The 23,798-nt window shown below is 38.6% G+C and carries 12 protein-coding genes; 8 read left to right on the forward strand and 4 right to left on the reverse strand.

Annotation, left to right across the window (positions count from 1 at the left end):
* The first annotated feature begins 171 nt into the window (after window positions 1–171).
* Window positions 172–7,662 carry a PKD domain-containing protein gene (locus tag KO521_RS03080; protein WP_215938430.1) on the forward strand — a complete coding sequence of 2,497 codons (7,491 nt, stop codon included), beginning with the start codon at window positions 172–174 and terminating at the stop codon, window positions 7,660–7,662.
* A 67-nt stretch (window positions 7,663–7,729) separates the two neighbouring features.
* Here the strand turns inward: KO521_RS03080 and KO521_RS03085 are convergent, their stop codons facing one another.
* Genes KO521_RS03085 through KO521_RS03095 form a run of 3 tightly spaced genes read right to left on the reverse strand, consistent with a single transcriptional unit; the run spans window position 7,730 to window position 10,247 of the window.
* Window positions 7,730–9,031 (reverse strand): DUF3570 domain-containing protein, encoded by a 1,302-nt coding sequence (locus KO521_RS03085; protein ID WP_215938431.1) that lies wholly within the window; start codon window positions 9,029–9,031, stop codon window positions 7,730–7,732.
* A 26-nt stretch (window positions 9,032–9,057) separates the two neighbouring features.
* Window positions 9,058–9,270: a DUF4266 domain-containing protein gene (locus KO521_RS03090; protein WP_215938432.1), complete on the reverse strand. Its 213-nt coding sequence runs from the start codon at window positions 9,268–9,270 to the stop codon at window positions 9,058–9,060.
* Entirely contained in the window at window positions 9,267–10,247 is a 981-nt protein-coding gene (locus KO521_RS03095; RefSeq protein WP_252729834.1) for an FAD:protein FMN transferase, read from the reverse strand. Before KO521_RS03095 ends, KO521_RS03090 begins: the two co-directional genes overlap by 4 nt.
* Window positions 10,248–10,680: 433 nt before the next feature.
* On the opposite strand from KO521_RS03095, the gene KO521_RS03100 reads away from it, so the two are divergent.
* Window positions 10,681–13,635, forward strand: coding sequence for a DUF5060 domain-containing protein (locus tag KO521_RS03100; protein WP_215938433.1), 2,955 nt, complete (start codon window positions 10,681–10,683; stop codon window positions 13,633–13,635).
* A gap of 149 nt (window positions 13,636–13,784) precedes the next feature.
* Here the strand turns inward: KO521_RS03100 and KO521_RS03105 are convergent, their stop codons facing one another.
* Window positions 13,785–14,261 (reverse strand): nucleoside deaminase, encoded by a 477-nt coding sequence (locus KO521_RS03105; protein ID WP_215938434.1) that lies wholly within the window; start codon window positions 14,259–14,261, stop codon window positions 13,785–13,787.
* A gap of 323 nt (window positions 14,262–14,584) precedes the next feature.
* On the opposite strand from KO521_RS03105, the gene KO521_RS03110 reads away from it, so the two are divergent.
* From KO521_RS03110 to KO521_RS03135, 6 genes are read left to right on the forward strand one after another with little or no spacing between them, the layout of a single operon-like run.
* Entirely contained in the window at window positions 14,585–15,250 is a 666-nt protein-coding gene (locus KO521_RS03110) for a Crp/Fnr family transcriptional regulator (protein WP_215938435.1), read from the forward strand.
* A gap of 34 nt (window positions 15,251–15,284) precedes the next feature.
* Window positions 15,285–18,791, forward strand: coding sequence for an outer membrane protein assembly factor (locus KO521_RS03115; RefSeq protein ID WP_215938436.1), 3,507 nt, complete (start codon window positions 15,285–15,287; stop codon window positions 18,789–18,791).
* 17 nt (window positions 18,792–18,808) lie between these two features.
* On the forward strand, window positions 18,809–20,422 hold the full coding sequence (locus KO521_RS03120; RefSeq protein ID WP_215938437.1) for a glutamate synthase-related protein: 1,614 nt from the start codon (window positions 18,809–18,811) through the stop codon (window positions 20,420–20,422).
* Window positions 20,423–20,435: 13 nt separating this feature from the next.
* Entirely contained in the window at window positions 20,436–21,170 is a 735-nt protein-coding gene (locus KO521_RS03125) for a hypothetical protein (RefSeq protein WP_215938438.1), read from the forward strand.
* A gap of 2 nt (window positions 21,171–21,172) precedes the next feature.
* The gene (locus tag KO521_RS03130; protein WP_215938439.1) at window positions 21,173–21,829 is read left to right on the forward strand and encodes an NAD(P)H-hydrate epimerase; all 657 of its coding nucleotides are present in this window, start codon (window positions 21,173–21,175) and stop codon (window positions 21,827–21,829) included.
* An 18-nt stretch (window positions 21,830–21,847) separates the two neighbouring features.
* The gene (locus tag KO521_RS03135) at window positions 21,848–23,797 is read left to right on the forward strand and encodes a thiamine pyrophosphate-dependent enzyme (RefSeq protein WP_215938440.1); all 1,950 of its coding nucleotides are present in this window, start codon (window positions 21,848–21,850) and stop codon (window positions 23,795–23,797) included.
* Window position 23,798 lies beyond the last annotated feature (1 nt).

Raw genomic sequence — 23,798 nt, forward strand, 5'->3', positions numbered from 1 at the left:
CACCGTTCGTCGTTAAGTACTGTTAGTTAGACGATTATCGTGGTTTATGTCTGCAAAGCGCGAGAAAATATTTTATTTTTATTCTATCCCCCCAACAAATCATTTAAAATTACCAACACGGCTTTTCCCGTACGAGCGAAAGCACCTAAATTATTTTTGCCAGACCAAACCATGAGAAAAATTAGCATCTTTTACCAGAAAGTCCCAATTGTAAAAAAAACTAGTATATACCATTTTCGATTCCGTCATATTATTAATAGTGTATTACTCTTGTTCTTGCTGTTGGGAACAAAAGAGCTAAAAGCTCAACTACCGACCGATTTTCAAAAAGTTGAGCTGTTAACAGGTCTTTCGAATGCAACAACGATGCAGTTTGCACCGGACGGTCGGATTTTTATACTTGATCGTTTCGGTGAGGTTAAAATCTATCATACGGACACGCAGCTATCGGTCACGGCGGGCGTTCTCCCTGTATTTCATGAGTTTGAAGATGGCTTGTTGGGTATCGCTTTCGACCCCAATTTTCTAGACAATGACTATATTTATTTACACTATTCCGTATTTTCCTCTTCTACAAATCGCGTATCCCGCTTTACCATGAATGGTGATATTCTTGATATAGATTCGGAGGTGACATTGTTGGAATGGCCGGTACAGCGTGTATTTAGCTTTCATGCAGGTGGCGATATGGCTTTTGATTCGCAAGGCAATTTATTTATAGCTACCGGAGACAATACGGATCATGGCAATTATGGAGCGTTAAGCGAAACCAACCCTACAAAAAGCGCTGAAAAAAGCTCTTCTAATACCAACGATTACCGTGGAAAAATACTTAGAATAACTCCTCAAACAAACGGAACGTATACCGTACCCAACGGAAACCTTTTTCCAAATGGTGTAGGGGGAAAACCAGAAATTTATGTCATGGGAGCCAGAAATCCATATCGTATTTTTGTAGATAAGACCAATACAGATTGGCTTTTCTGGGGAGAGGTCGGTCCTGATGCAAATTCGTCAAGCTCTTTGGGCCCAGAGGGTATGGATGAGATGAATCTGGTGAAGTCCGCAGGCAATTATGGCTGGCCTTATTTTTCGGGTAAAAACGAAGCGTATCAAATCTCTTATGCGAGTACACCTTATTATAATGATCAGAACGCACCGCAGAACATTTCTACATGGAATACAGGTTCTGTTACTTTGCCTCCTGCCCAGCCATCATGGCTCGAGTTTTTTCACAAAAGTTATTTTGCAGGGCCAAGATACTACTATGATGGTACGTTGAGCGATCCACAAAGGCTTCCAGTCGAGTTTGATGAAGTTTTTTTCTATTACGATTTTAATACCAGTAAGATATGGGCAGTACAAATGGACGCTAACGGTACTATTTTAAGCAATGATCAATTAGCGCCCTCCGTTTTTCCCAACTCTTCAAATGGTTTTATAGATATGGAAATTGGCCCGGACGGTCATATGTACATTTTGGCGTATGGGACAGGCTGTTGCCCTGACAACAGCGGTACCGGAAAGCTTCTGCGCATAGACTATACAGGCGAAGTCTCCAATTCTCCACCGGAGGTAGTTCTCAATGCTAATGTCACGAGCGGTTCTCTACCATTGAGTGTGGAATTTTCCAGTGCCGGCACTGTGGACCCTAATGGAGATTTTCCGTTAGCATATGCCTGGGATTTTCAGTCCGACGGTATAATAGATTCAACTCAAGAAAACCCTACATTCACCTTCACTTCTCCGGGGACTTTCAATGTGCAGCTTAAAGTCGACGATGGAAATGGTGGTATAGGGGTTAAAAATAGTACGATTCATGCAGGTAACAATGCGGCCACATTCACTTTTAATTTACCACCTGACGGCGGATTTATGGCTTGGGACGATGACATCGATTTCGACCTAACCGTAAACGATATAGAAGATGGTAATACATTAAGTGGAATTGCTTGTAGTGATGTGTCTCTAGTTCCCTCCTTAGGGCACCTCAATCATTTTCACGATGGTGTAACAATTAATGGATGCCCCAAAATATTGAATCTAGATCCCGGCTCCCACGATACTAATGGGGAAATGGATATTTTTTACGTGCTGAATGCAAACTATACGGATAAAGGAGGGCTAACTTCTTTTGATCAATTGAAACTCTATCCGAAGCGTATGGAAGCGGAGTTCTTTTCAGAAGCAAGCGATGTACTTAAAATCTCAAATACAGATGCCTCAGGTGGAGGCAGTGAAGCCATTCGTGCTGATCATGGAGGCTATATTGTTTTTGAGGATAGAAATCTTTTAAATATCGATGCAATAAGATATAGAATATCGGCCGCCGCTATTGGAGGTACTATAGAGTTTAGAACAGGTGGCGTTACCGGGCCACTTTTGGCAACCACTAACATACCAGTAACGGGAAGCACCAATAACTGGGTCGACGTTGAATCGACCTTCACCGATCCAGGAGGGAAAAACGATATCTATTTTGTTTTCAAGAACACTCCCGGGCAGCAGAATATTTTTGATATCAACTATATAGAGTTTATAGGTTCTGGGATTTCTATTGACAATTCCCCACCTGAGGTAGTAGGCGTAAATCAGGTTAATGCAACTGAATTAGGTGTTGAATTTTCCGAATATATCACCGAAGGTTCCGCAGAAAATTTGTCCAATTATTCCATAGACAATGGCATTACGGTTACGGATGCTGTATTGCAGGCTGATAATAGAACGGTAATGCTCACTCATTCTCAACTGGGAGCGGGTACGACATATAGTCTTTCAATAGGCAATGTTGAGAATATTGCTGGTTTGGCCGTTGTAACGAATAGTTATCCCATATCCATTTTTGATCCTGTTCGCATCAATGTAGGCGGGCCGCAATTGACTTTTGATGGCAATACTTTTCTAGGGGATCAAAACGCGAATGGTGGGAATCTTTTTAGTAATGACATAGCTATTGCCAATACCTCCAACGATGTGCTCTATCAGACTGAACGTTTCCAAACGTTTTCCTATGATATATCGTTACCTATTTCCGGTACATATGATATTCGTTTGCATTTTGCTGAGCTCTATTTTGGTGTAGGTAGCGTCTCTGGAGGACCAGGGTCAAGGGTTTTTAACGTTACGATAGAAGGCAATCCGGTATTGACCGATTTTGATATTTTGGCCGAGACCACTCCGGCAACAGCATTGATAAAGGATTTTGACAATGTTTCGATTACAGACGGGGTTGCTAATATTCAGTTTCTTTCAGTAATTGAAAATCCTAAAGTTTCTGCCATTGAGATATTACCGGCAGATGCATTTACGATTGCACCAACAATAGTTATTAATTCACCTTCCAATGGTGCATCGGTAAACCAACCGTTCGATATAGCTTTTAACGTACAAAATTGGGAAATTGCTGAAGGAAGTACCCACATGCATTATTATATAGATGATGTGATGGTGGGCCCGCATTACAGTTACGGTCCTATTACCATCAATGACCTAAGCCTTGGTAACCATACCATAAAATTAGAGCTTTATGAGGCCGGTCATGTACCTACGGGTATATTCGACGAGGTTACGGTCAACGTCAGTGATCAAAATGTGTGTGGCAATACACCCTTTCCAGACCAATGGCAGGTACATGAATTGGAAAGCAGCGAACTACCACATCGTTCTGTTTATATCCTTCCACAGGAAGATTTGGACGGCGATGGCCTAAAGGATATTGTGACCGGAGCTTGGTGGTATAAAAATCCGGGTTCTGCCTCAGGTAGTTGGGGTCGGAATACAATTGGAAATTCATTTAATAATGTAGCTCATATCCACGATTTTGACAATGACGGTGATATGGATATGTTGGGTACAACCGGTGCTTACACAGGTTCAGATTTGGTTTGGGCGCAAAATGATGGCACGGGCAATTTTACTATTCATAACAACATTCCCGCAGGAAACACAAATTATAGTGAGCCCTTTTTGGCGGGTATTTCCGGTGGCATTTTTCAAAATGGAGGCCCATATCAGATGGCAATTAACTGGAACGGTGCGGAGTCTACGGGGTCCCCCGTACAAATGTTGAGTGTTCCCTTTGACCCGGTCAATACGACATGGTCACTTGTGGATATTAGTCCCGATTCCCTTGGGGAGGACATACAAAAGGGAGATATTGATGGTGACGGCGACCTCGATCTGTTCCAGTCGAGCAATTGGTTACGTAATGAGGGTAATGGTAACTGGACTACGATTGCTACTGGAATTTCATATGTAACCACACCCGATAGGGCCCAATTGGCCGATTTTGATGGTGATGGTGATTTGGATGCCGTTGTAGGTCAACTGAGTTTGGGAACAAGCTCATCAGAGAAGACTGAGTTCGCTTGGTTTGAAGCACCTGCAGATCCAACACAACCATGGACGAAGCGTATTTTGGCTACGGATATCAACGGAAGTTTGAGTGTCGTAGTTTCCGATATTGACTTTGACGGGGATGAGGATATTGTGGTAGGCGAGTGGAAAGGAAACAACCGATTGCTGACTTTCGAAAATGACCTTTGTAATTCCGGTACTTGGATTACCCATACTATTAATTCCGGGGGTACTGGTTTTGACCATCACGATGGGGCACAAGTAGTAGACATAGACAATGATGGTGATTTGGATATTGTTTCGATAGGATGGGATAATATCGTGCCCAGGATTTTTGAGAACAAAAGTACGGTGACTAATAGTGTGCCAATTGTCAATGCAGGTGATGACCAGGAAATTAACTTGCCTACTTCTGAATTAATCTTGAGCGGTTCGGGCAATGACCCTGATGGTGGGCCGGTTACTTTTCTATGGACCCAACAAAATGGACCCAACACGGCTACATTAACCAATTCTAACTCCATCGATTTAACGGCAACCAATTTGGTGGCTGGCACCTATACCTTTCGATTAACGGTAACGGACGATGAAAACGATAACTCTTTTGATGAAGTGACGGTTACCGTAGTTCCTGAGTCAACTGAAGGAGGGTTCACACTGCGTATCAATACCGGCGGACTTCAGTCCACCTTTAATGGCGAAGAATTTATAGACGACCAATATTTTAATACTGGAAGTACACTTGACAGGCCTCAAACAGGATTATCGCAGCCTTACCGTAGTATACGTTATAGCCGTTCGCAAACTATGAATTACGACCTGCCGGTTCCCAATGGAGCGTACACTGTGAGATTACATTTTGCCGAAACCTGGTTCGGGGCTACGGGAGGTGGTGCAGGAGCAGTAGGAAATAGAGTGTTCGACGTACGTTTGGAAAATGAGTTGGTAGAAGATAACCTGGATGTATTTGCCGAAGTGGGAGCAGAGAAACCTTTAGTAAAGATGCATACCGTATATGTAAACGACGGCATACTTGATATTGACTTTTCTTCGCTAGCTGAAGATGGAGGCAGTCGGCATCCGATAATCAACGCTATTGAAGTTATTGGTAGCGGAAGTCCCTCGGTACCACCTGTGGCGGAGGCAGGAAACAATCAGGCAATTACACTTCCTTCTACTACAAGCGTCACTTTTAATGGTTCGGGACATGATCCTGATGGCGGTCCGGTTACATTTTTATGGACGCAGGTCAGTGGCCCCAACTCAGCAACATTAAGCGATGAAAATACGGCTAACCTTTCCGCAACAGGACTTTTAGCAGGCAAGTACGTATTTCGATTGACAATCACTGACCAAGATAACGAAACAGCATCCGATGAGGTTGCCCTTACAGCAGAATCAAGCGGTGGTGGGCAGTCACCCATTGTCAGTGCAGGAGAGAACCAGAATATCAACTTACCTACCTCTAATATCACCCTGAACGGTTCAGGTAGCGACCCCGATGGTGGTACGGTTACTTTTCAATGGACGCAGCAAAATGGTCCCAACAGCGCTACATTGACCAATGCTAACACAGTCAATCTTCTGGTCACAAATTTAGTGGCGGGAGACTACACCTTCCGTTTAACTGTAATCGACGATGAGAACGATGCAGTTTTTGATGAAGTGAATATTACTGTACAGCCAGAGTCAAGCGAGAGTGATTTCGCACTTCGTATCAATGCGGGTGGTCCACAAGCTACCTATAATGGCAATGAGTTTATCGCAGATGAGTTTTTCGATACGGGTTCTATCCTGAACAGGCCTCAAACGGGTCTGTCTCAGCCTCAAAATAGTTTCCGCTTTAGTAGATCTCAGGTAATGGAATATAATATTCCTGTTGCTGATGGTGAATATACGGTTCTATTACATTTTGCTGAACTGTGGTTCGGAGCCACCGGTGGTGGTTCAGGGGGAATTGGAAGTCGCGTGTTTGATGTTCAGATAGAAGATCAATTGGTAGAGGACAATCTTGATGTCTTTAAAGAAGTAGGGCCCGATGCGATTTTGATAAGGAGCTATAATGTGAACGTAAGCGGCGGAATACTTAATATAGATTTCTCTTCCTTGAGTTCTGTAGGAGGACAAAGGCATCCCATTATAAACGCTATAGAAATATTGGGAGATGGGATAGGTTCCTCAGAAAAACCTATAGTAGACGCGGGGTCGGACCAGATTATTGACCTACCTGTTAACAGTGTTGCATTGAACGGTACGGGTAGTGATCCTGACGGTGGAGCGGTTACCTTTGAATGGAGTCAGCAAAGTGGACCAAGTATGGCAACCTTATCCGGTAGTTCTATGGTAAACCTTAACGCTACCGACCTCATAGCAGGTAGTTACGTATTTCGGTTGACCGTTACTGATGACGAGGGTCTATCTGATTTTGATGAGGTAAGTGTTACAGTACTACCGCAATCACAGAGTAATACCGATGAAATATGGCTTGAAGCCGAATGTGCCGTTGTTGGTTCAAATTGGTCTGTTTTGAACGATGTATCTACCTCGGGCGGGCAGTATGTACAATCACCTTCAGGAAATAATTTTAATTCGGCACCCAATGATGTTTCATCGCATGTAAGCTTTGATTTATCAGTAGAAGCGGGTATCTATAAGCTATATGCCCTAGTGGATACACCCACAGGAGATAATGATAGTTTTTGGGTTCGAGCGAATAACGGACCTTGGTTAAAATGGAATTATATTTTAGGCGGAAATGGTTTTAATTGGAGACAGTTACATGACAAGGAACGTAGGTCGGTTTTTATAACTTTCAATTTGGTTGAAGGAAATAATACCATAGATTTTGCTCATAGAGAGCAGGGTGCTAGACTGGATAAAATATACGTAACCAAAAACGGAACTTCTCCATCAGGTTTTGGGCAAACGGATTTTAGTTGTTCACAGAGCAGTAAAAATTCTACGGAACAAGTATTAGTGGGAGAGGGGTCCAACAACACGGAGTCAGGTACAACTTTAGATATGGGTCTAAGAGCTAAGCAAAGTGTAAGTAAGGTAAGTTTATATCCGAACCCTGCGCAGACTGAAGTTCATATTTCTCTTGAGGAAGGTCAAAACGAGGTGGATTATATTTCGATTTATACCATGGATGGAATGTTGGTTAAAATGGAAAAAGCCGATGCTATCCAAGTTGAACAGAAACTTTACAAACTAGATGTAAGTATTTTAAAACCGGGAATGTATGTTGTTCACGTAGTAACTGGTGATGGGGAATCAACAATCCATAAAATGCTTATTTCAAATTAGAAAATCATTGAGTAACATTCAATAGTTTATGTCTTTTTATGGGTTATAAAAAGGTGATGGTTTAGATTTAATCCATAACGAATTTTACCCCTGCCGTAATGATCGATGAGCTAAATGTGGTGTCCCTGTCGTACTGATAAAACTTCAGGTCAATACTTTTTAGTCCATATTTAGAGATATGAAGCTTCGTGAAAATGTCCGTATAGGATATTCCAAATCCAAATTGATTGGCAGAATACTTAGATAAATCATAATCTGAAGTATAATATTCTTCCGTTGATAAATGAGATTCATAAGGAGCGAAATAATCAGCGGCAGATTGATTGTAAAACCGGTAAGACGGGTACAAGGTGAACTTGTCGCTCAACTTTACAGAAGCCTCAAGGCTTGCTGTGTGCGAGTTTGTACCCCAATCATCAAAATAATAACGGTAATACGTTCTAAGCGACACGATTTCATTCAAGTACCAGTTTAAGCGGCCTCCAACAGCAAATTTCAATCTTCCGTCAGGTAGTTGTTCTATGTCATCTGCTAGCTGAAAATTATCTATAAAAGAATCGGCAACATCAGAGAAGTAAACGCGTTGAAACGGTGTTGAAAGTAGCCCTTGTTGATTTATAACATCAAATGATATTAACCCTTGTACATTTTTGTGTAGAATCTGCGATAGACCTAGCCCTAATGAATAAGAATTTCGTTTGGTTTGGTCCAGTTCGGAAAAGTTTGGATTGTAATTGGTGTTTCCGGTAATTTCCTCAGGTCTAAAAAATCCTATTCCATTTTCTGCAAAAGGACGGAGCTCAAAAGGGTAGAGAGTGGTCCACTTGTCCAAATACACATTGGCGTTAATACTGGCCTCCGTATTATTTTCATTGAAGAGTTTAGTGTAGCTGCCTCCAAAACCCAGAGAAAAATAATCATACTCTGAGGAAACGGAGAACTTCGCTGACCATAAGTCATTCCTATCATCGGAACTGTGACTGTAAGTTCCAGTTAAATTTACCCAAGTATCCGATTGTGATGCACCGGAGCTTGCAACAAATGGGTCCGCTTCGCCCTTATCAAAAGGGTCTACATTACTTGAAGAAGCAGAGGTATAAGCAGAAACGCCTGCATCTATCGTAAGTACATCATCATCGTTCAAAGGAATAGAAACGATAATAGTTCCCGTAACATCCGTCAATTCTTCCGTACCTTTTCCGCCGGTAACAGCAGCGTTATCACCATCCTGTGAGTAATAACTTGTCAAGAAATCTACTTCTGTAGTTTCAAGCACACGTTTTTTGTAGGTCTGCTCTTCATCCTGTGACCAGGCTTGCTGCACGCCTAGTATTAAGATAATGAGAAGTGTATTTTTAATTGAAATCATAATTCCTCTATGTGTTATCACTTAACTTAATTACAGCCGCAACCGCCTCCCGTTTTTCCTCCATTGGCACCAACTGCTGCCTCGCGATAAGAATGAGCGATGGTAACATTACGGTCGCACTTTTTGTCGGACAAAGCCATATCAGGGTCGCTAAGGTTTACTTTTTCGTATTCTTTAACTACCACGCAGCTATTCATTGCTATGGTAAGACCTATTGCTATTAAAAACCTTTTTATCATAGTTTTTCTATTTCTATATTCTTGGATGTGAATATATTTCCTTTGTCATCAATAATGATACATTCAATATGTGGCATTTGGTTAACTCTATTTAAGCCAACCTCTTTGCCCATTACAAAAACAGAAGTAGCCAAAGCATCTGCCAATTCGGCTTTTGGAGCAAAAACTGTAACACTTATGATGCCTGTGGATGGAAATCCGGTACGCGGATCAATAATATGTGTGTACCTTTTTCCGTCTAGGTTCACGAATCTTTCATAATCACCAGAGGTAACAACCGCACCTTGTGTAATAGGAAGCAAGGCAAAAACCTTATTCTTATCCATAGGGTTGGTTATAGCAACTTTCCAAGCTTCGCCATTAGGTTGTTTGCCCCAGGTGTTCATATCACCGGAAGCATTTATTATGCCTGCAGCAACACCTTTTTTCATTAGCAGTGCTTTGGCTTTGTCGGCAGCGTATCCTTTTCCGATACCACCAAAACCAATCTTCATCCCGTTCTTCTTTAGAAAAACAGTATTATCTTCTATATCTAAAATAATATTTTTAAAACCGACTTTCGCCACGGACGATTGAATGGCTTCCGCACTTGGCATTTGGGTCATACTGCCATCAAATACCCAGATTTTATCCATTGAAGCATAGCTAATATCAAAAGCACCATCAGTGAGTTCGGAAAGTCGGATAGCCCTTTCGATAAGGTTAAAAAGTTCTTTAGAGACCTGAACAGGTTTCTTACCGGCATTTACATTAATTAAGGACGTCTCTGAAGTAGTCTGCCAGGAAGAGATTAGAGTTTCAATCCGCGAGATTTCTTGTGCTGCCAATTTTATAGTGGAATTTCCCTCAACGGAATCTTTGGCAACTACGGTTATATCAAACCTGCTTCCCATTAACTTTAAAGTCTTTGTAAAGGTATGTTGTGCGCTAACCGATAATGAAAGAAATAATAATATGTAAGACAGGGTGTTTTTCAAATTCCGAGTTTTGTTAAAACGCACATAGTCCAATAGGTTCAAAACAAAAGTTTTATAGAAACAATTGGCTATTAATAGTATGTGGTAAAAGAACCTATTATTAAAACAAATGATATAGTGATGTGTAAAATTTTTGCGCAAATTTGCGCATTATTAATGTGATATATTATCAATTTATTCCTTATTATTGTATGATTTAGTTCTCATTTATATTGAATAAACAAGATTATCAAAATAATGCGCAAACTTTGCACAATTAAATTTTGGTATTTAACTGTTTAATTTCACAATAAATTTTAACTATTACAACAACTTAGTATAATGAACTTAAATCCTATATATCAAAGGTACTGGTTATCACCAAAACAATCAAGAAATTGTCTCGTATAGGCAATCAATATCTCAACATCAACAAACAGAAAAAAGAACACTAATGAAACATCAAAAATGGAAGTTAATTTCAAAGAGCTACTTCTTAATTGCTTTGTCTTTAAGTTTTTTTCAGACGCAAGCAAATCAATCCAAAAGTAATACAGAACAAAACGGTACGGTAGTAGTGGAAGCTGAGGATTTCTATGAACAAAGCCATTCGGATAAGCGCAAGTGGTATGTTATAGATGCGGCTTACAGCGGGAGTTTAAATAGTTCCGGACATGATTTACATTTCAAGGGTGCTAATGGTGAAAAATACATTGAAATTTTACCGGATACACGTACCAATCATGATGATAAATTGATAGTTGGTGAAAATTTCTCCAATGAAGCTGGTAAAATGGGCATTTTACATTATAAAATTAATTTTTCTGAGGCCGGAAGATACTATGTTTGGGTTCGTGCATATAGTACAGGATCTGAAGATAACGGTGTTCATGTTGGTGTTGATGGTAATTGGCCGGAAAGTGGTCAGCGTATGCAGTGGTGCGAAGGAAAGGACGCCTGGACGTGGGGCAACAGTCAGCGTACCGAAGAAAGACATTGTGGTGTTCCGGGGTTTATTTACATAGATATCAATAAAGCTGGTGAGCATGATATTCAATTTAGTATGCGTGAGGATGGTTTTGAAATGGACCAATTTATATTTACTAAGGACACTAAGTATCATCCTGAGCTTACAAATGAATCTGCTACCGATGGTAACCAAGATTTATTAGCTATGGTTAAAGAAGTAAGACCAAGCGCTAAAATTTACCCAGCACAAACATTTAAGAACACGAAGAATGCTTTTTATAATGATAAAAAATGGTTGGCTATAAACCCAGAGGAGCATGAGGAGGCAGAAGCTTCCCTTTCTTTTGATGGGGCAGAAGGCGAATATGACGTGGTGTTATTTACGGTTGGAGAAAACGATGGTCGTTCTGTATACACGTTAAAAAAGAATGCTGAAACCTTTAAGGATTTTAGAACTCCATTAAGCAGTAACATGTTTGAGGAAGGTTTAGAGTATGTAAAAGTATACGCTAATATTAAGCTGAATGCAAATGATGAAATAGGGGTAAAGGCAGTTCCAAAGAGCAGGGATGGTAAAGAGTTTAGCCGCGCCCGATGGAGTGGTTTGGTAGTTGTTGAAGCAGGAACGGGTAAAAAATTGTTAGAAGAGTTACAGCATAAAATGGCGGCTCTGACTAATATGCAAATTACAGGAGAACTAAAAAAATGGCATAAAGTAACGCTAACTTTTGATGGCCCAAGCACTTCTGAGGAAGCGGATTACAACCCGTTTATGAACTATCGCTTTAATGTGACATTTTCGCATAAACAAAGTGGTAAATCATTTATGGTGCCAGGTTACTATGCAGCAGATGGTGATGCCGGACAGTCATCTTCTGAGCAAGGAAATAAGTGGCGTGTACATTTTGCTCCAGATGAAATAGGAGAGTGGACGTATGATGTTGACTTTAGAAAAGGAAATTATTCGGCAGTAAGTACAAAACCTGATACAGGTTTAAGCGCAGGTTATATGGATGGTGCTTCTGGCTCATTCAGTATAGATAAAACAGATAAGACCGGAAACGATTTTAGAGCAAAAGGAAGGCTGCAATATGTAGGCGAGCGTTACTTGAAATTTGCCGAAACAGGTGAGTATTTCTTAAAACAAGGTCCTGATGCTCCAGAAAATTTTCTTTCGTACGTAGATTTAGACGGTACTTTTAAGGACGATGGGCATAAAGATGAGATGGTCAAAACCTGGTCAGCTCATTTACAAGATTATAAGCAAAATGACCCTACTTGGAAAAACGGTAAGGGTAAGGCCATTATTGGTGCCTTAAATTATTTGGCTTCAAAAGGACTGAACTCGGTTTCATTCTTGACCAATAATATAGCAGGAGATGACCAGAATGTATTTCCGTATACGGATTATGACACCTATGATAGAATAGATGTTTCAAAAATGGACCAATGGGAAATTATATTCGAACATGCTCAGGAACTCGGTCTTTTTCTTCATTTTAAAATGTTTGAAGTAGAGAATCAAGGGCTTTTAGATAACGGAGGAGTAGGAGCATATACCAAATTATACTACCGTGAACTAATGGCTCGTTTTGGGCACCATTTAGCCTTGAACTGGAATCTTTGCGAAGAAAATGGGGAATGGGTAACTAATCCAACAACACCTCCACAAGAAGAGGAACAGCGTTTGGCAATGACAACGTACTTTAAAAAGAACGACCCGTATCACCATCATTTGGTTATCCACAATGGTGTTGAGTTTGAGGATTTGTTAGGACCTGAAAGCGGACTTACAGGACCATCGGTTCAGACAAATAAAGAAGATTTTAGTCGAGTGCATGGACAAGTATTGCGTTGGTTGAATGCTTCTAAAGAAGCAGGTTTCCAATGGGCCGTTGCGGTAGATGAGCCGGGTGATGCGCAACATTCGCTAATTACGGATGCAGAAAACCCTGATCACGATAATGCGCGTAGAAATGCCTTATGGGGTACTTTTATGGCAGGCGGATGGGGTAATGAATGGTATTTTGGATATGCACATCCTCATTCAGACCTTTCTTGTGAAGATTACCGTTCAAGAGACCTGTTTTGGGACCAAGCCATACACGCTATGGATTTCTTTAAAAAGAATGATGTTCCGTTTTGGGAAACTGAAAATAGAAATGACCTTGTTGGTAATACGAAGAATAAAAATACAGTGTACTGCTTGGCAAAAGAAAACGAAGTATATGTAGTGTATCTGAATTCTGTTGCTACGTCTACACTAGATTTATCAAATGCTTCAGGTGAATTTGAAGTGCTTTGGTTTAATCCAAAAAAAGGAGGAGACCTAAGAAAATCTAAAGTCAAAAAAGTATCTGGTGGGGCAATTGTAGATTTAGGGAAGTCTCCAGATAAAAAACAGCAAGACTGGGCTATCTTAATTAGAAGAGCAAAATAACCATTAAACTAAGAGTGCAGAGAATTGCATTCCTCTTTAAAACTAACGTGATAGGAATAATTATACTATCACGTTTTTTTTAGCTCAAAACAGTTTATCAGTAACAGCTTTACAAATATATACTCATAAGAATAGTTGACTCTTAAGGTTTAATACTTGGTCTTATCATGTTTAGCTGCCCAATTATTAAAGACTTCAACAGCTTCGGTTTGTAGCATTTGTTTAAAGTGAATTTGTCTGTCTTTCATTTCCACCTCTAATTCATCATAAATGAACTGATCATCAAAATCAATAGCTTTTGCATCTGCTTTATCGCAACCGTAATACACAGCTTTTGGTCTTGCCCAATAAATGGCACCAAAGCACATAGGGCAAGGCTCACAAGAGGTGTAAATAATGCAGTCCGTAAGTTGAAAATCATTTAGTTTTTTACAGGCATCCCTAATCACTACCATTTCTGCATGAGCAGTTGGGTCGTTCGTAGAGGTAACTTTATTATGGCCTTCGGCAATTATTTCACCATCTTTTACAACTACGGCACCAAAAGGGCCACCTGCATTAGAGTTCATTCCCTTTGCTGCCATTTCAATGGCGCGGCGCATAAAAACTTCATGTTCTTTCGTCATATATATAAAATTCTAATTGTATGTATTCATTATTTGGGGGTGCAAATTACGCCTTTTATATAGAATTCTATACACATGTTATTTTGAAAGAAAATGCTCTTTTTAGATAATTGTTAAAATAATTATGAAAGATTTAGATCTTAATTCGACTTAGTATAGAACCAACCAATTATAAAAAAAATAGAAAAACTATTTATCAAAGTATTTTTTGCATTTATAACTACTAAAATCTACTCAACTGTCGTCTAAAGTAACTCTGTGAGTTTTATAGTTTTTGCATACTGTTGATAATCAGTAATATTGGTTTTTATTAAAAATAGATATTGAAAGCAATTACGAAATACTGGTTCTTAGAAGGATTTAGCCTTTTTCAAAAATTAGGAATGCCTTCTATGATGAAACTTTGTGATTTTCTAGAGATGGATCATGTAGACAAAGGCAGCATCATTGAGATAGGGGCAAGAGATAAAAAATGCATTTTCTTTTTAAAAAATGGTTCTGTTAAAATCATGGACTCTGAAAATGACATTGTAAAGTACGTCGTTAAAAAGGGTAATATTTTTGGTGAGCTATCTATTTATGATAAGGATAACTCGTCTAAAGAAGTAGCCCTTGCTTTAGAAGACGTGGTAATCTGTTATATCGAATCTGACATGATGGAAGGCTTAATGGAAGAATATAAGTCTTTAAAAAATGGTCTGTTAAAAATATATGGTCTTCGTATCAGAAAATTAGAAACAAGACTACAAGACCTTTTATATAAGGACAGTAAAACGAGAATCTCTGAATTTATAAAAGCTTTTATAGAGGAGTTTGGTGAAATAGAAAATGATAGGGTAGTGGCAAAAAACCTACTCTCTCATAAAGACATTGCCAACTTGACCAATACCTCTAGGCAGACAGTAAATAATGTATTAAGCATAATGCGAAAAGATAAGGTCATTGACTACGATTCTAAATGTATATCATATTCTAAGAAATTCATATAACTAAATAAAGACACGTTTAAATAAACCAACTATAATGAAAAAGTTCTCCCGTTTTCTCCTAATATTTTCTTTAGGATTATTTACAAGTACCGTTTTTTCTCAAGAAATAGAGCAGTCTATTTTTATTACTGGTAACACTTGGGATACTACAAATACAGAGGTTCTTTCTGAGATTTCAAAAGAATCGCAGTTAGCTAAGAAACCTACAGTTTTGTTATTAGGAAATGCAGCACCGAAGACTGAAGTAGAAAAGTCATTAGATAAGCAGTTGTCAATTATGTCTAAACTGGGTAATGATGTCATTTTCATATCTGGTAATAAAGAATGGACAAAAGGTCATAAAGGTGTTTCTGATATTGAAAAATATATACAGAAAAACAGTAAAGCAAAATTTTCTCCTGATGACGCTGAACCTATTAAGCATCAAGATTTGGGAGAAAACGTAGAATTGATTACGGTAGATTCTCAATGGTTCTTAGAAAACTGGGACAATCATATTTATATCAATGAAGATTCTGAGATTCAAAATAGGAACTTGTTCTTTTTAGAATTTGAAAATCGAATTAAAAAAGCACAAGGTAAAATCGTATTTGTTGCATTATATCACCCCATAAAAACAAATAGTAGGCAGGGTTTTTTTAGTAGTATCGGTGGCTTCTCTACTCAAGAATTTCAAAACAAGCAGTACAGAACGCTTAGAAACAGGTTGAAAACAATAGCTAGAGGTGCAGACAACGTTATTTTCTTGTCGGGTCAAGGTAAAAATTTGCAATATATTAATGGTAGTGTTCCTCAAATTACAAGCGGTGCTGCGGGTAAAATCGAATCCGTTAAACATGGTGAACCAGATGATTTTTCTATTGCCAAAAAAGGTTATGTTCGCCTAGATGTTACTACCGCCGGCAGTGTAAAGGCAAATTATTACGCTTTAGATAATGGTTCTTTTAATGAAGTTTTTAAGACTACTGTACTAAAAAGCGAAACTGAAGATTTACAAGTATACAACTTCGATAAAAATCTAGGAGCTAAAAAATCAGCGGCTATTTATTCGAAAGAAGCTGCAACAAAAAGCGGATTCTATAAAGCGCTTTGGGGTGATCATTACAGAGAATTCTATGGTAAAGAAGTTAACGTACCAGTAGTTTTCTTAGATACTTTAATGGGAGGTTTAACCCCGTTGAAGCGAGGAGGCGGACAACAATCAAAATCACTTAGATTAGAAGATAAAGAAGGTAAGCAGTATGTTATGCGTGCCTTAAAAAAGAGTACCATAAAGTTTCTACAAGCGAATGCTTTTCAAGAAACTTATATTGGAGATGTTTTAGATGGTACAACCGTAGATAAATTTTTAGCCGATTTTTATACGACTTCAAATCCATATACTCCTTTTGTTGTAGGTGGGTTATCTAATGCAGTTGGTGTCAATCATACCAATCCTATTTTATACTACATTCCTAAACAAGAAACATTAGGCGTTTATAATGATGAGTTTGGTGGTGAATTGTATATGATTGAAGAGCATGTAGGCGATACTCAAGTAGAAGCTGAAAGTTTTGGAAAACCGTTGAAAATATTAAGTACTGCAGATGTTTTACAAGAAATAAACAGATCGGGAAAATCTGTAGTAGATGAGTCTTCTTATATCCGTGCAAGAATATTCGATATGCTTCTGGGAGATTGGGACAGACATGAAGACCAATGGCGTTGGGCGCTTTATAAAAATGAAGACGGTACGGAGTATTGTAGTCCAATACCAAGAGATCGTGACCAAGCATTTTCAAAGTACGACGGTACTTTAATCAGTTTTCTGACAAGAGTAATACCAGGGCTACGTAAAATGCAAACTTATGATGAAGACCTTAGAAGTGTAAAATGGTTTGCATCATCTCCTTATCATTTAGATTTAACTTTTATTCATGCTTCTGGTTGGGAAGAGTGGGAAAAGCAAACCAATCATATTCAAAGCCAGTTATCAGATGCTGATATTGAAAATGCTTTTGAAGCAATTCCTGATGAGATAAAAGGACCGATCATAGATGATATTAAACAGAAATTAAAAGGTAGAAGAGATAATCTTAAAAAAATAACAAAAGCATATTATCTCTATTTGAACAAGTTTCAAGTTGTTACGGGAACACAAAAAGCAGATGATTTTACCATAACTAGATTAGCGGATGGTAAGACTACGGTAAAAATAGACCGTAAAGATTTAGGTCTTTTAAATCATACATTTTCCAATGATATTACCAAAGAAATTTGGCTATTTGGGTTGGATGGAAAAGATACGTTCACGGTAGAAGGTGAGGGAGACCATCCTATAAAAATTAAAATAGTAGGTGGAAAGAAAAATGATACATACGACTTTAAAAACACACGAAAGGTAAAACTTTATGATTACAAGGATAAGGAGAATACCATTGTGAATAAAAGATCTAAAAAATGGTTGGTAAATGACTATGAATTAAATAATTACGATCATAAAAAAGTAAAATATAATTTTAATCAATTGTTACCTATAATAGCATTCAATCCAGATGACGGAGTGAAATTAGGAGTGATTAGTAATCATACTTCATATAGTTTACAACGTAATCCATTTACTTATAAGCATAGCATTAATGCTGCATATTATACTAGTACATCAGGTTTTGATTTGTCGTACAAAGGGGAGTTTTCGAATATTTTTCATAACTGGAATTTTGGTTTAGAAGGTTTGTATACGAGTCCTAGTTTTTCAGAAAATTTCTTTGGCTTTGGTAATGAAACACTTTATGACGCTGATGAGGTCGATTTAGATTTTAATAGAATTAGAATTAGTAAATTTAAAGCAGCAGTGTCATTACAATGGGAAGGTATTAACGGAGGTTCTTTCTATTTTAAACCTTTAATAGAATCTTTTGAGGTTGATAATACCGAAGATCGTTTTCTAGCTCAACTACCAGAAACCAGTACAATTTTTGATAGACAAACCTATGCAGGTATTGAAACTGCTTATAATTTCAAGAATAAGAATAGTGCCGCTTTTCCAACCTTGGGGTTAGATGCAGGGCTGACCATAGGTTATAAAACGAATATAGATAATACCGAAGCAGATAATAGTTTTGCGTACATACAACCACAATTGATCATAGATCACAAATTAACTAAAAGCGGTAGTATCGTTTTTGCAACCAAGATTGCAGGTGAAGCATTGATCGGTGATGATTTTGAATTTTACCATGCAGCAACTATTGGCGGTATCAAGAGCTTAAGAGGATTTAGAAATGAAAGATTTACTGGAAAACAATCTTTTTATCAGAATACAGATTTAAGGTTTCCTTTAGGAGGGTTAAGAACCAGCCTTGTACCTTTTAGATTCGGACTTACCGGTAGTTTCGATTATGGTAGGGTTTGGGTTGAAAATGACACTTCAAATAAATGGCATAATTCAGTAGGTGCATCAGCTTGGCTTATAGGAGCTGAAGCTTTTACGGCTAACATAGGATATTTTAATAGTTTAGATGGTGGGCGTGTTGTCTTCGCACTAGGCTTTTCTTTTTAATTAAAAAATTACTACCAATGAAAAAACCAATTGCAATTGCCCAAGTAGACACTTTAGAAAACAAAAAACCAGAACACGCATTAGTCAATGGTTTGGATTTAGTAATCGTAAAATTTGATGATGATATTTCTGTATTGTATGGTAGATGTCTACATAGAGGGGCATTAATGTCAGACGGTCATGTAGATGGTCATAACCTTATTTGTGGTGTTCACGGTTGGGATTATAGAGTAGATACCGGAGTTTCAGAATACAATAACGCTGAGGTATTACATAAGTTTACTACTAAAATAGAGGGTGGTAGTCTTTTTGTAGATGAAGAAGAGATAGATGCTTATTTAGTAGACAGTCCGCAACCTTTTAATAGAGATGCTTATTTGGGCGCTTACGCAGATACACACCCTGAAGAGACAGAACCATATACCGGGTATATAAAAGAATTAGCTACCAACGGACTTAAAAATTTAGGGCATCACGGATTTTCGGCATCCATGGGAGTGGATAGAAATACATTGCCAAAATGGAGCGATATTCAATTTTTGCCTGCCCAATTGGCTAGTAGACCGTTGCTTGATGAAGATGCGGTGGCTACAAAGGTGGTAATTGGACCTAAAGCCAAAAAGCCTTTACATTTAGATATTCCCCTTTTTGTAAGTGATATGAGTTTTGGTGCTTTGTCACGCGAAGCAAAAATAGCGTTGTCTAAAGGTGCAGAACTGGCAGGTACGGGTATTTGTTCAGGAGAAGGTGGTATGTTGCCTCAAGAGCAAGAAAATAATAGCAAGTATTTTTACGAATTGGCTTCGGCAAAGTTCGGCTTTACTTGGGATAAGTTAGATAATGTACAGGCATTTCATTTTAAAGGCGGGCAAGGAGCAAAAACAGGTACCGGCGGTCATTTGCCAGGTGCTAAAGTAAGTAAGGAAATTGCAGAGGTAAGAGGTTTAAAAGAAGGTGAGACGGCAATTTCACCAGCCACTTTTCCAGATTTTCATGGTGTAGATGACTTCAAATCTTTCGCAGCTCAGGTAAGAGAACGTACAGGAGGTATACCGATCGGATTCAAAATTGCAGCAAGTCATATAGAAAAAGATATTCAGTTTGCATTAGATGTGGGTGTCGATTATATCATTTTAGATGGTAGAGGTGGGGGAACAGGTTCCGCACCAACTATATTAAGAGATAATATAAATGTACCTACAATTCCTGCTTTGGCAAGAGCAAGAAAATATTTAGATAAAGTTGGTGCTACAGATGTCACCTTGGTAATTACCGGAGGTTTAAGAGTTGCTGAAGATTTTGGTAAAGCCCTTATGTTAGGTGCCGATGCTATTGCCGTATCTAATTCGGCCTTGCAGGCAATTGGCTGTTTAGGTATGCGTGCTTGCGGAAGTAACAACTGCCCTGTGGGTATTGCAACGCAAAAAGAATCATTGCGTAGTAGGTTGATTATTGATTCTTCGGCGAAACAATTGCATAACTATTTTGATGCCACAAATAACCTTATCAAGGTTATAGCAAGAGCTTGTGGGCATGATGATATTTCAAAATTCAATTTTGATGACCTATCTACTTTTAATCATGACATGCATCGTTTAACAGGAATTAATTACGGCGGTGTTAACGCTTAAAAAAAATATAAAGATGGATAAAATGATGCATTTAGCGGCACAGTATTTAGCTGCTGCAGGAATAAGTTTTGTAGAGAAGAAAGCAGATGATAGTCATACCAATCTTGGTTGGTCAACTGATAAGCAACGTTTAGAAACACACCCATTATCAAGAGAAGGAGATGTTCTTGCTTTAAACTATAATACCTTTTCTTTAGAGTGGAATTCCCCTAAGAACAATGCTTCTTTTGCTTTAGATGGTAAAACGCATCAACAAGCATTGGAATGGTTAACGAATTCTGTGAATACATTTTTGGGTAAGACATATACCTATGATTTTCATTACGACCTACCGTATTCAATTGATGATGCTTTCACCTTTGTACTAGATGCATCTAAATTAAAGGAACTTGCCGATTTAAGAAGTTTGACGCAATCTGGTCTAGAAAGAACACTTGAGGTAAATGGTTTGGAATCGGACATTCGTATTTGGCCCCATCATTTTGATTCAGGTGCTTATGTTATTATTTCTGATGATTTGTCTATTGGCTTTGGTTTAGCTGTACCTGATACGATGATTAATGAACACTATTTTTATATCAGCGGATACAAAGGGCATAACGGTTTAGATACTTCTAAGTTTGATGCTCTTTCATTAGGTGAATGGAAAAACGACGGATTTAAAGGAGCGGTTTTACCTGCTACAAAAATTAAAGAAGAACAAGCGGTACAGTTTTTCACGGAAGCTATCAATACCTATAAAAAGTAAATATGCAAGTGACCAGTCTTTCATTAGAAGCCTTTAAAGAAATGGATTATTGGGCGGTTGAAAAATACAATCTGTCCATTGAATTGATGATGGAAAATGCGGGGCTTCAACTAGCAAGATTAATCGCCAAAAAGGCAACTGCGACCTCTGTTATCACTATTGGCGTTGGTAATGGAAACAATGGTGGTGGCGGTTTAGTAGCTGCTCGAAGACTTGCTGCTTGGGGGTTTAATGTGAATTTAGATTTGGTAGTTCCTATTACCAAAGACCTGCCAAAAGCACAGTTAGAAAGAGCGTTGTTATTTGGAGCTAAAGAAGGTATTCCAGAAACAACGGATATTTGGGTAGATGCCTATTTAGGATTCTCTCAAAGATTACCGTTGTCAGATGCTTTTGTAAAAAGTATTGCATTAGCAAACGCATCAACGGCATTTAGAATATCATTGGACATTCCCATTGGTATTTCTAAAGATGGTGAATTATCAGGGTTTAAAGCAAACCAAGTAATGACCTTGGCAGCTCCTAAAATTCTTTTAGAAAAATTACCGAGCTCAGTAGAAGTGTATATGGCTGATTTGGGAATTCCAAAATCGGTTTATGAGCATTTCAATATTCAAATGCCTGATTTTAAAGAATACCAATTGATAAAAATTAAATAACCAGAAAAAAACCGACCCATGGAAAAGAAAGTAGTGTGGCATAAAGTGTTAGATAATAAAAAGAGATTGGCAGAAGGTCGTGTAATGACTGTTACTGCTGCTCATAAAGGTATTTGCTTAACACATTTTAAGGGCAAATTTTCTGCTCTAGATAATAAGTGTCCACACCAAGGTGGACCTCTAGGCGAAGGTTCTATTGAAAACGGATTGTTACGTTGCCCGTGGCATGGTTGGGATTTTGACCCTTGTACCGGTGTGCCGCCAGGTGGTTATGATGATGGTATTGAAACTTTTCCAACAAAGGAAGAGGGCGATGAAATTTTTGTGGGTATTGAAGAGGAAGAGAAACACGCAGAAACAATCTCTGATGTCATGATAGAGACCATGGTTAATTGGGGTGTTGATACTGGTTTTGGCATGGTTGGTCACTCAAACCTAGGGGTTGCCGATGCCATGATGCGTCAAGAAGAAAAAGGAAATTTCAAGTTTTTCGGAATACGTCATGAAGGTGCTGCGGCATTTGCGGCATCTGCTTATGGTAAATTAATGGGGAAACCTGCAGTTTGCTTTGGTATTGCAGGTCCGGGTTCTACCAATATGTTTACAGGTATGTGGGATGCTAAAGTAGACCGTTCACCAATGTTGGCACTTTCTGGTCAGGTAAATACACAAGTATTGGGAACAGGTGCCTTTCAAGAAGTAGATTTGGTAGGTGCTTTTCAAACCGTAGCCAATTTTAACCATAGTGTGCAACAAAACTCTAAGCATAGTGAATTAATGAGCTTGGCGATTAAAAGCGCATTAATAAATAGAGATGTATCTCATATTACTTTCCCAGATGAGGTTGCCTTTATGCCAAAGCCAGATAACCAAAAGGCACAGACTCCAGAAGATAGAATTACACCTTTTAATATTTCACCGCCAAGACAAATGGTAGCGAAAGCGGTGGGTATGATTACAGACTCAGAACGACCTGCAATAATCGTAGGGCATGGCGCTCGTTTTCAAATGGATGCTATAATCGCATTTGCAGAAAAATTAAACTGTCCGGTAATCACCACCTTTAAAGGAAAAGGACAAATTTCTGACCATCATGAATTAGGTTGTGGAGTACTAGGAAGAAGCGGAACGCCCATAGCTTCATGGTTTATGAACGAGAGTGATTTATTGATTGTTTTTGGAGCATCGTTTTCTAATCATACAGGTATTACGCCTAAAAAACCTATTATACAGGTAGATTATGACCCAGCAGCTTTAAGTAAATTTCATAAAGTTGATGCTGCCCTATGGGGAGAGATTTCTGAAACCTTGACCATTATAGAAGAACAAACCGAAGGAAAAATAAATACGGTAGATAGACGTCCGGAAATTGCAAAACGATGGGAGATATGGCAAGAAGAAAAAGCAAGTAGGCTCCAAGATGAAAGTACAGTTGGTCTAAGTTCAATTGCAGTATTTGATGCAATGAACAAAGTAGTGCCAGACAATGCGGTTATTGCCGTAGATGTTGGTAACAACACCTATTCTTTTGGTCGTTATTTTGAACCTAAAAATCAATCTGTATTGATGTCGGGTTACTTGGGTTCTATAGGTTTTGCATTACCTGCAGCAATGGGGGCTTGGGCTGCTCAAGGTAACGAAAGACCTATTTGGTCCGTTTCCGGTGATGGTGGCTTTGGTCAATATTTAGGTGAGATGATGACTTTGGTGAAATACAATATGAACATTAAGCATGTGCTTTTAAACAACTCGGAAATCGGTAAAATTTCAAAGGAGCAAAAAGCGGCTGAATTGGATGTTTGGAAAACTTCTTTACACAATGCTAATTTTTCAAAGTATGCAGAGAATTGTGGAGCACTTGGTATTAGAGTTACCAAAATAGAAGAATTAATACCTGCTTTAGAAAAACTAAAAGCACATGATGGTCCGGCATTACTGGAAATAATCACTGACGCTAGTTTGATTTAAA

It is taken from the genome of Zobellia uliginosa (genome assembly GCF_018860745.1).
GTDB classification, from domain to species: domain Bacteria; phylum Bacteroidota; class Bacteroidia; order Flavobacteriales; family Flavobacteriaceae; genus Zobellia; species Zobellia uliginosa_B.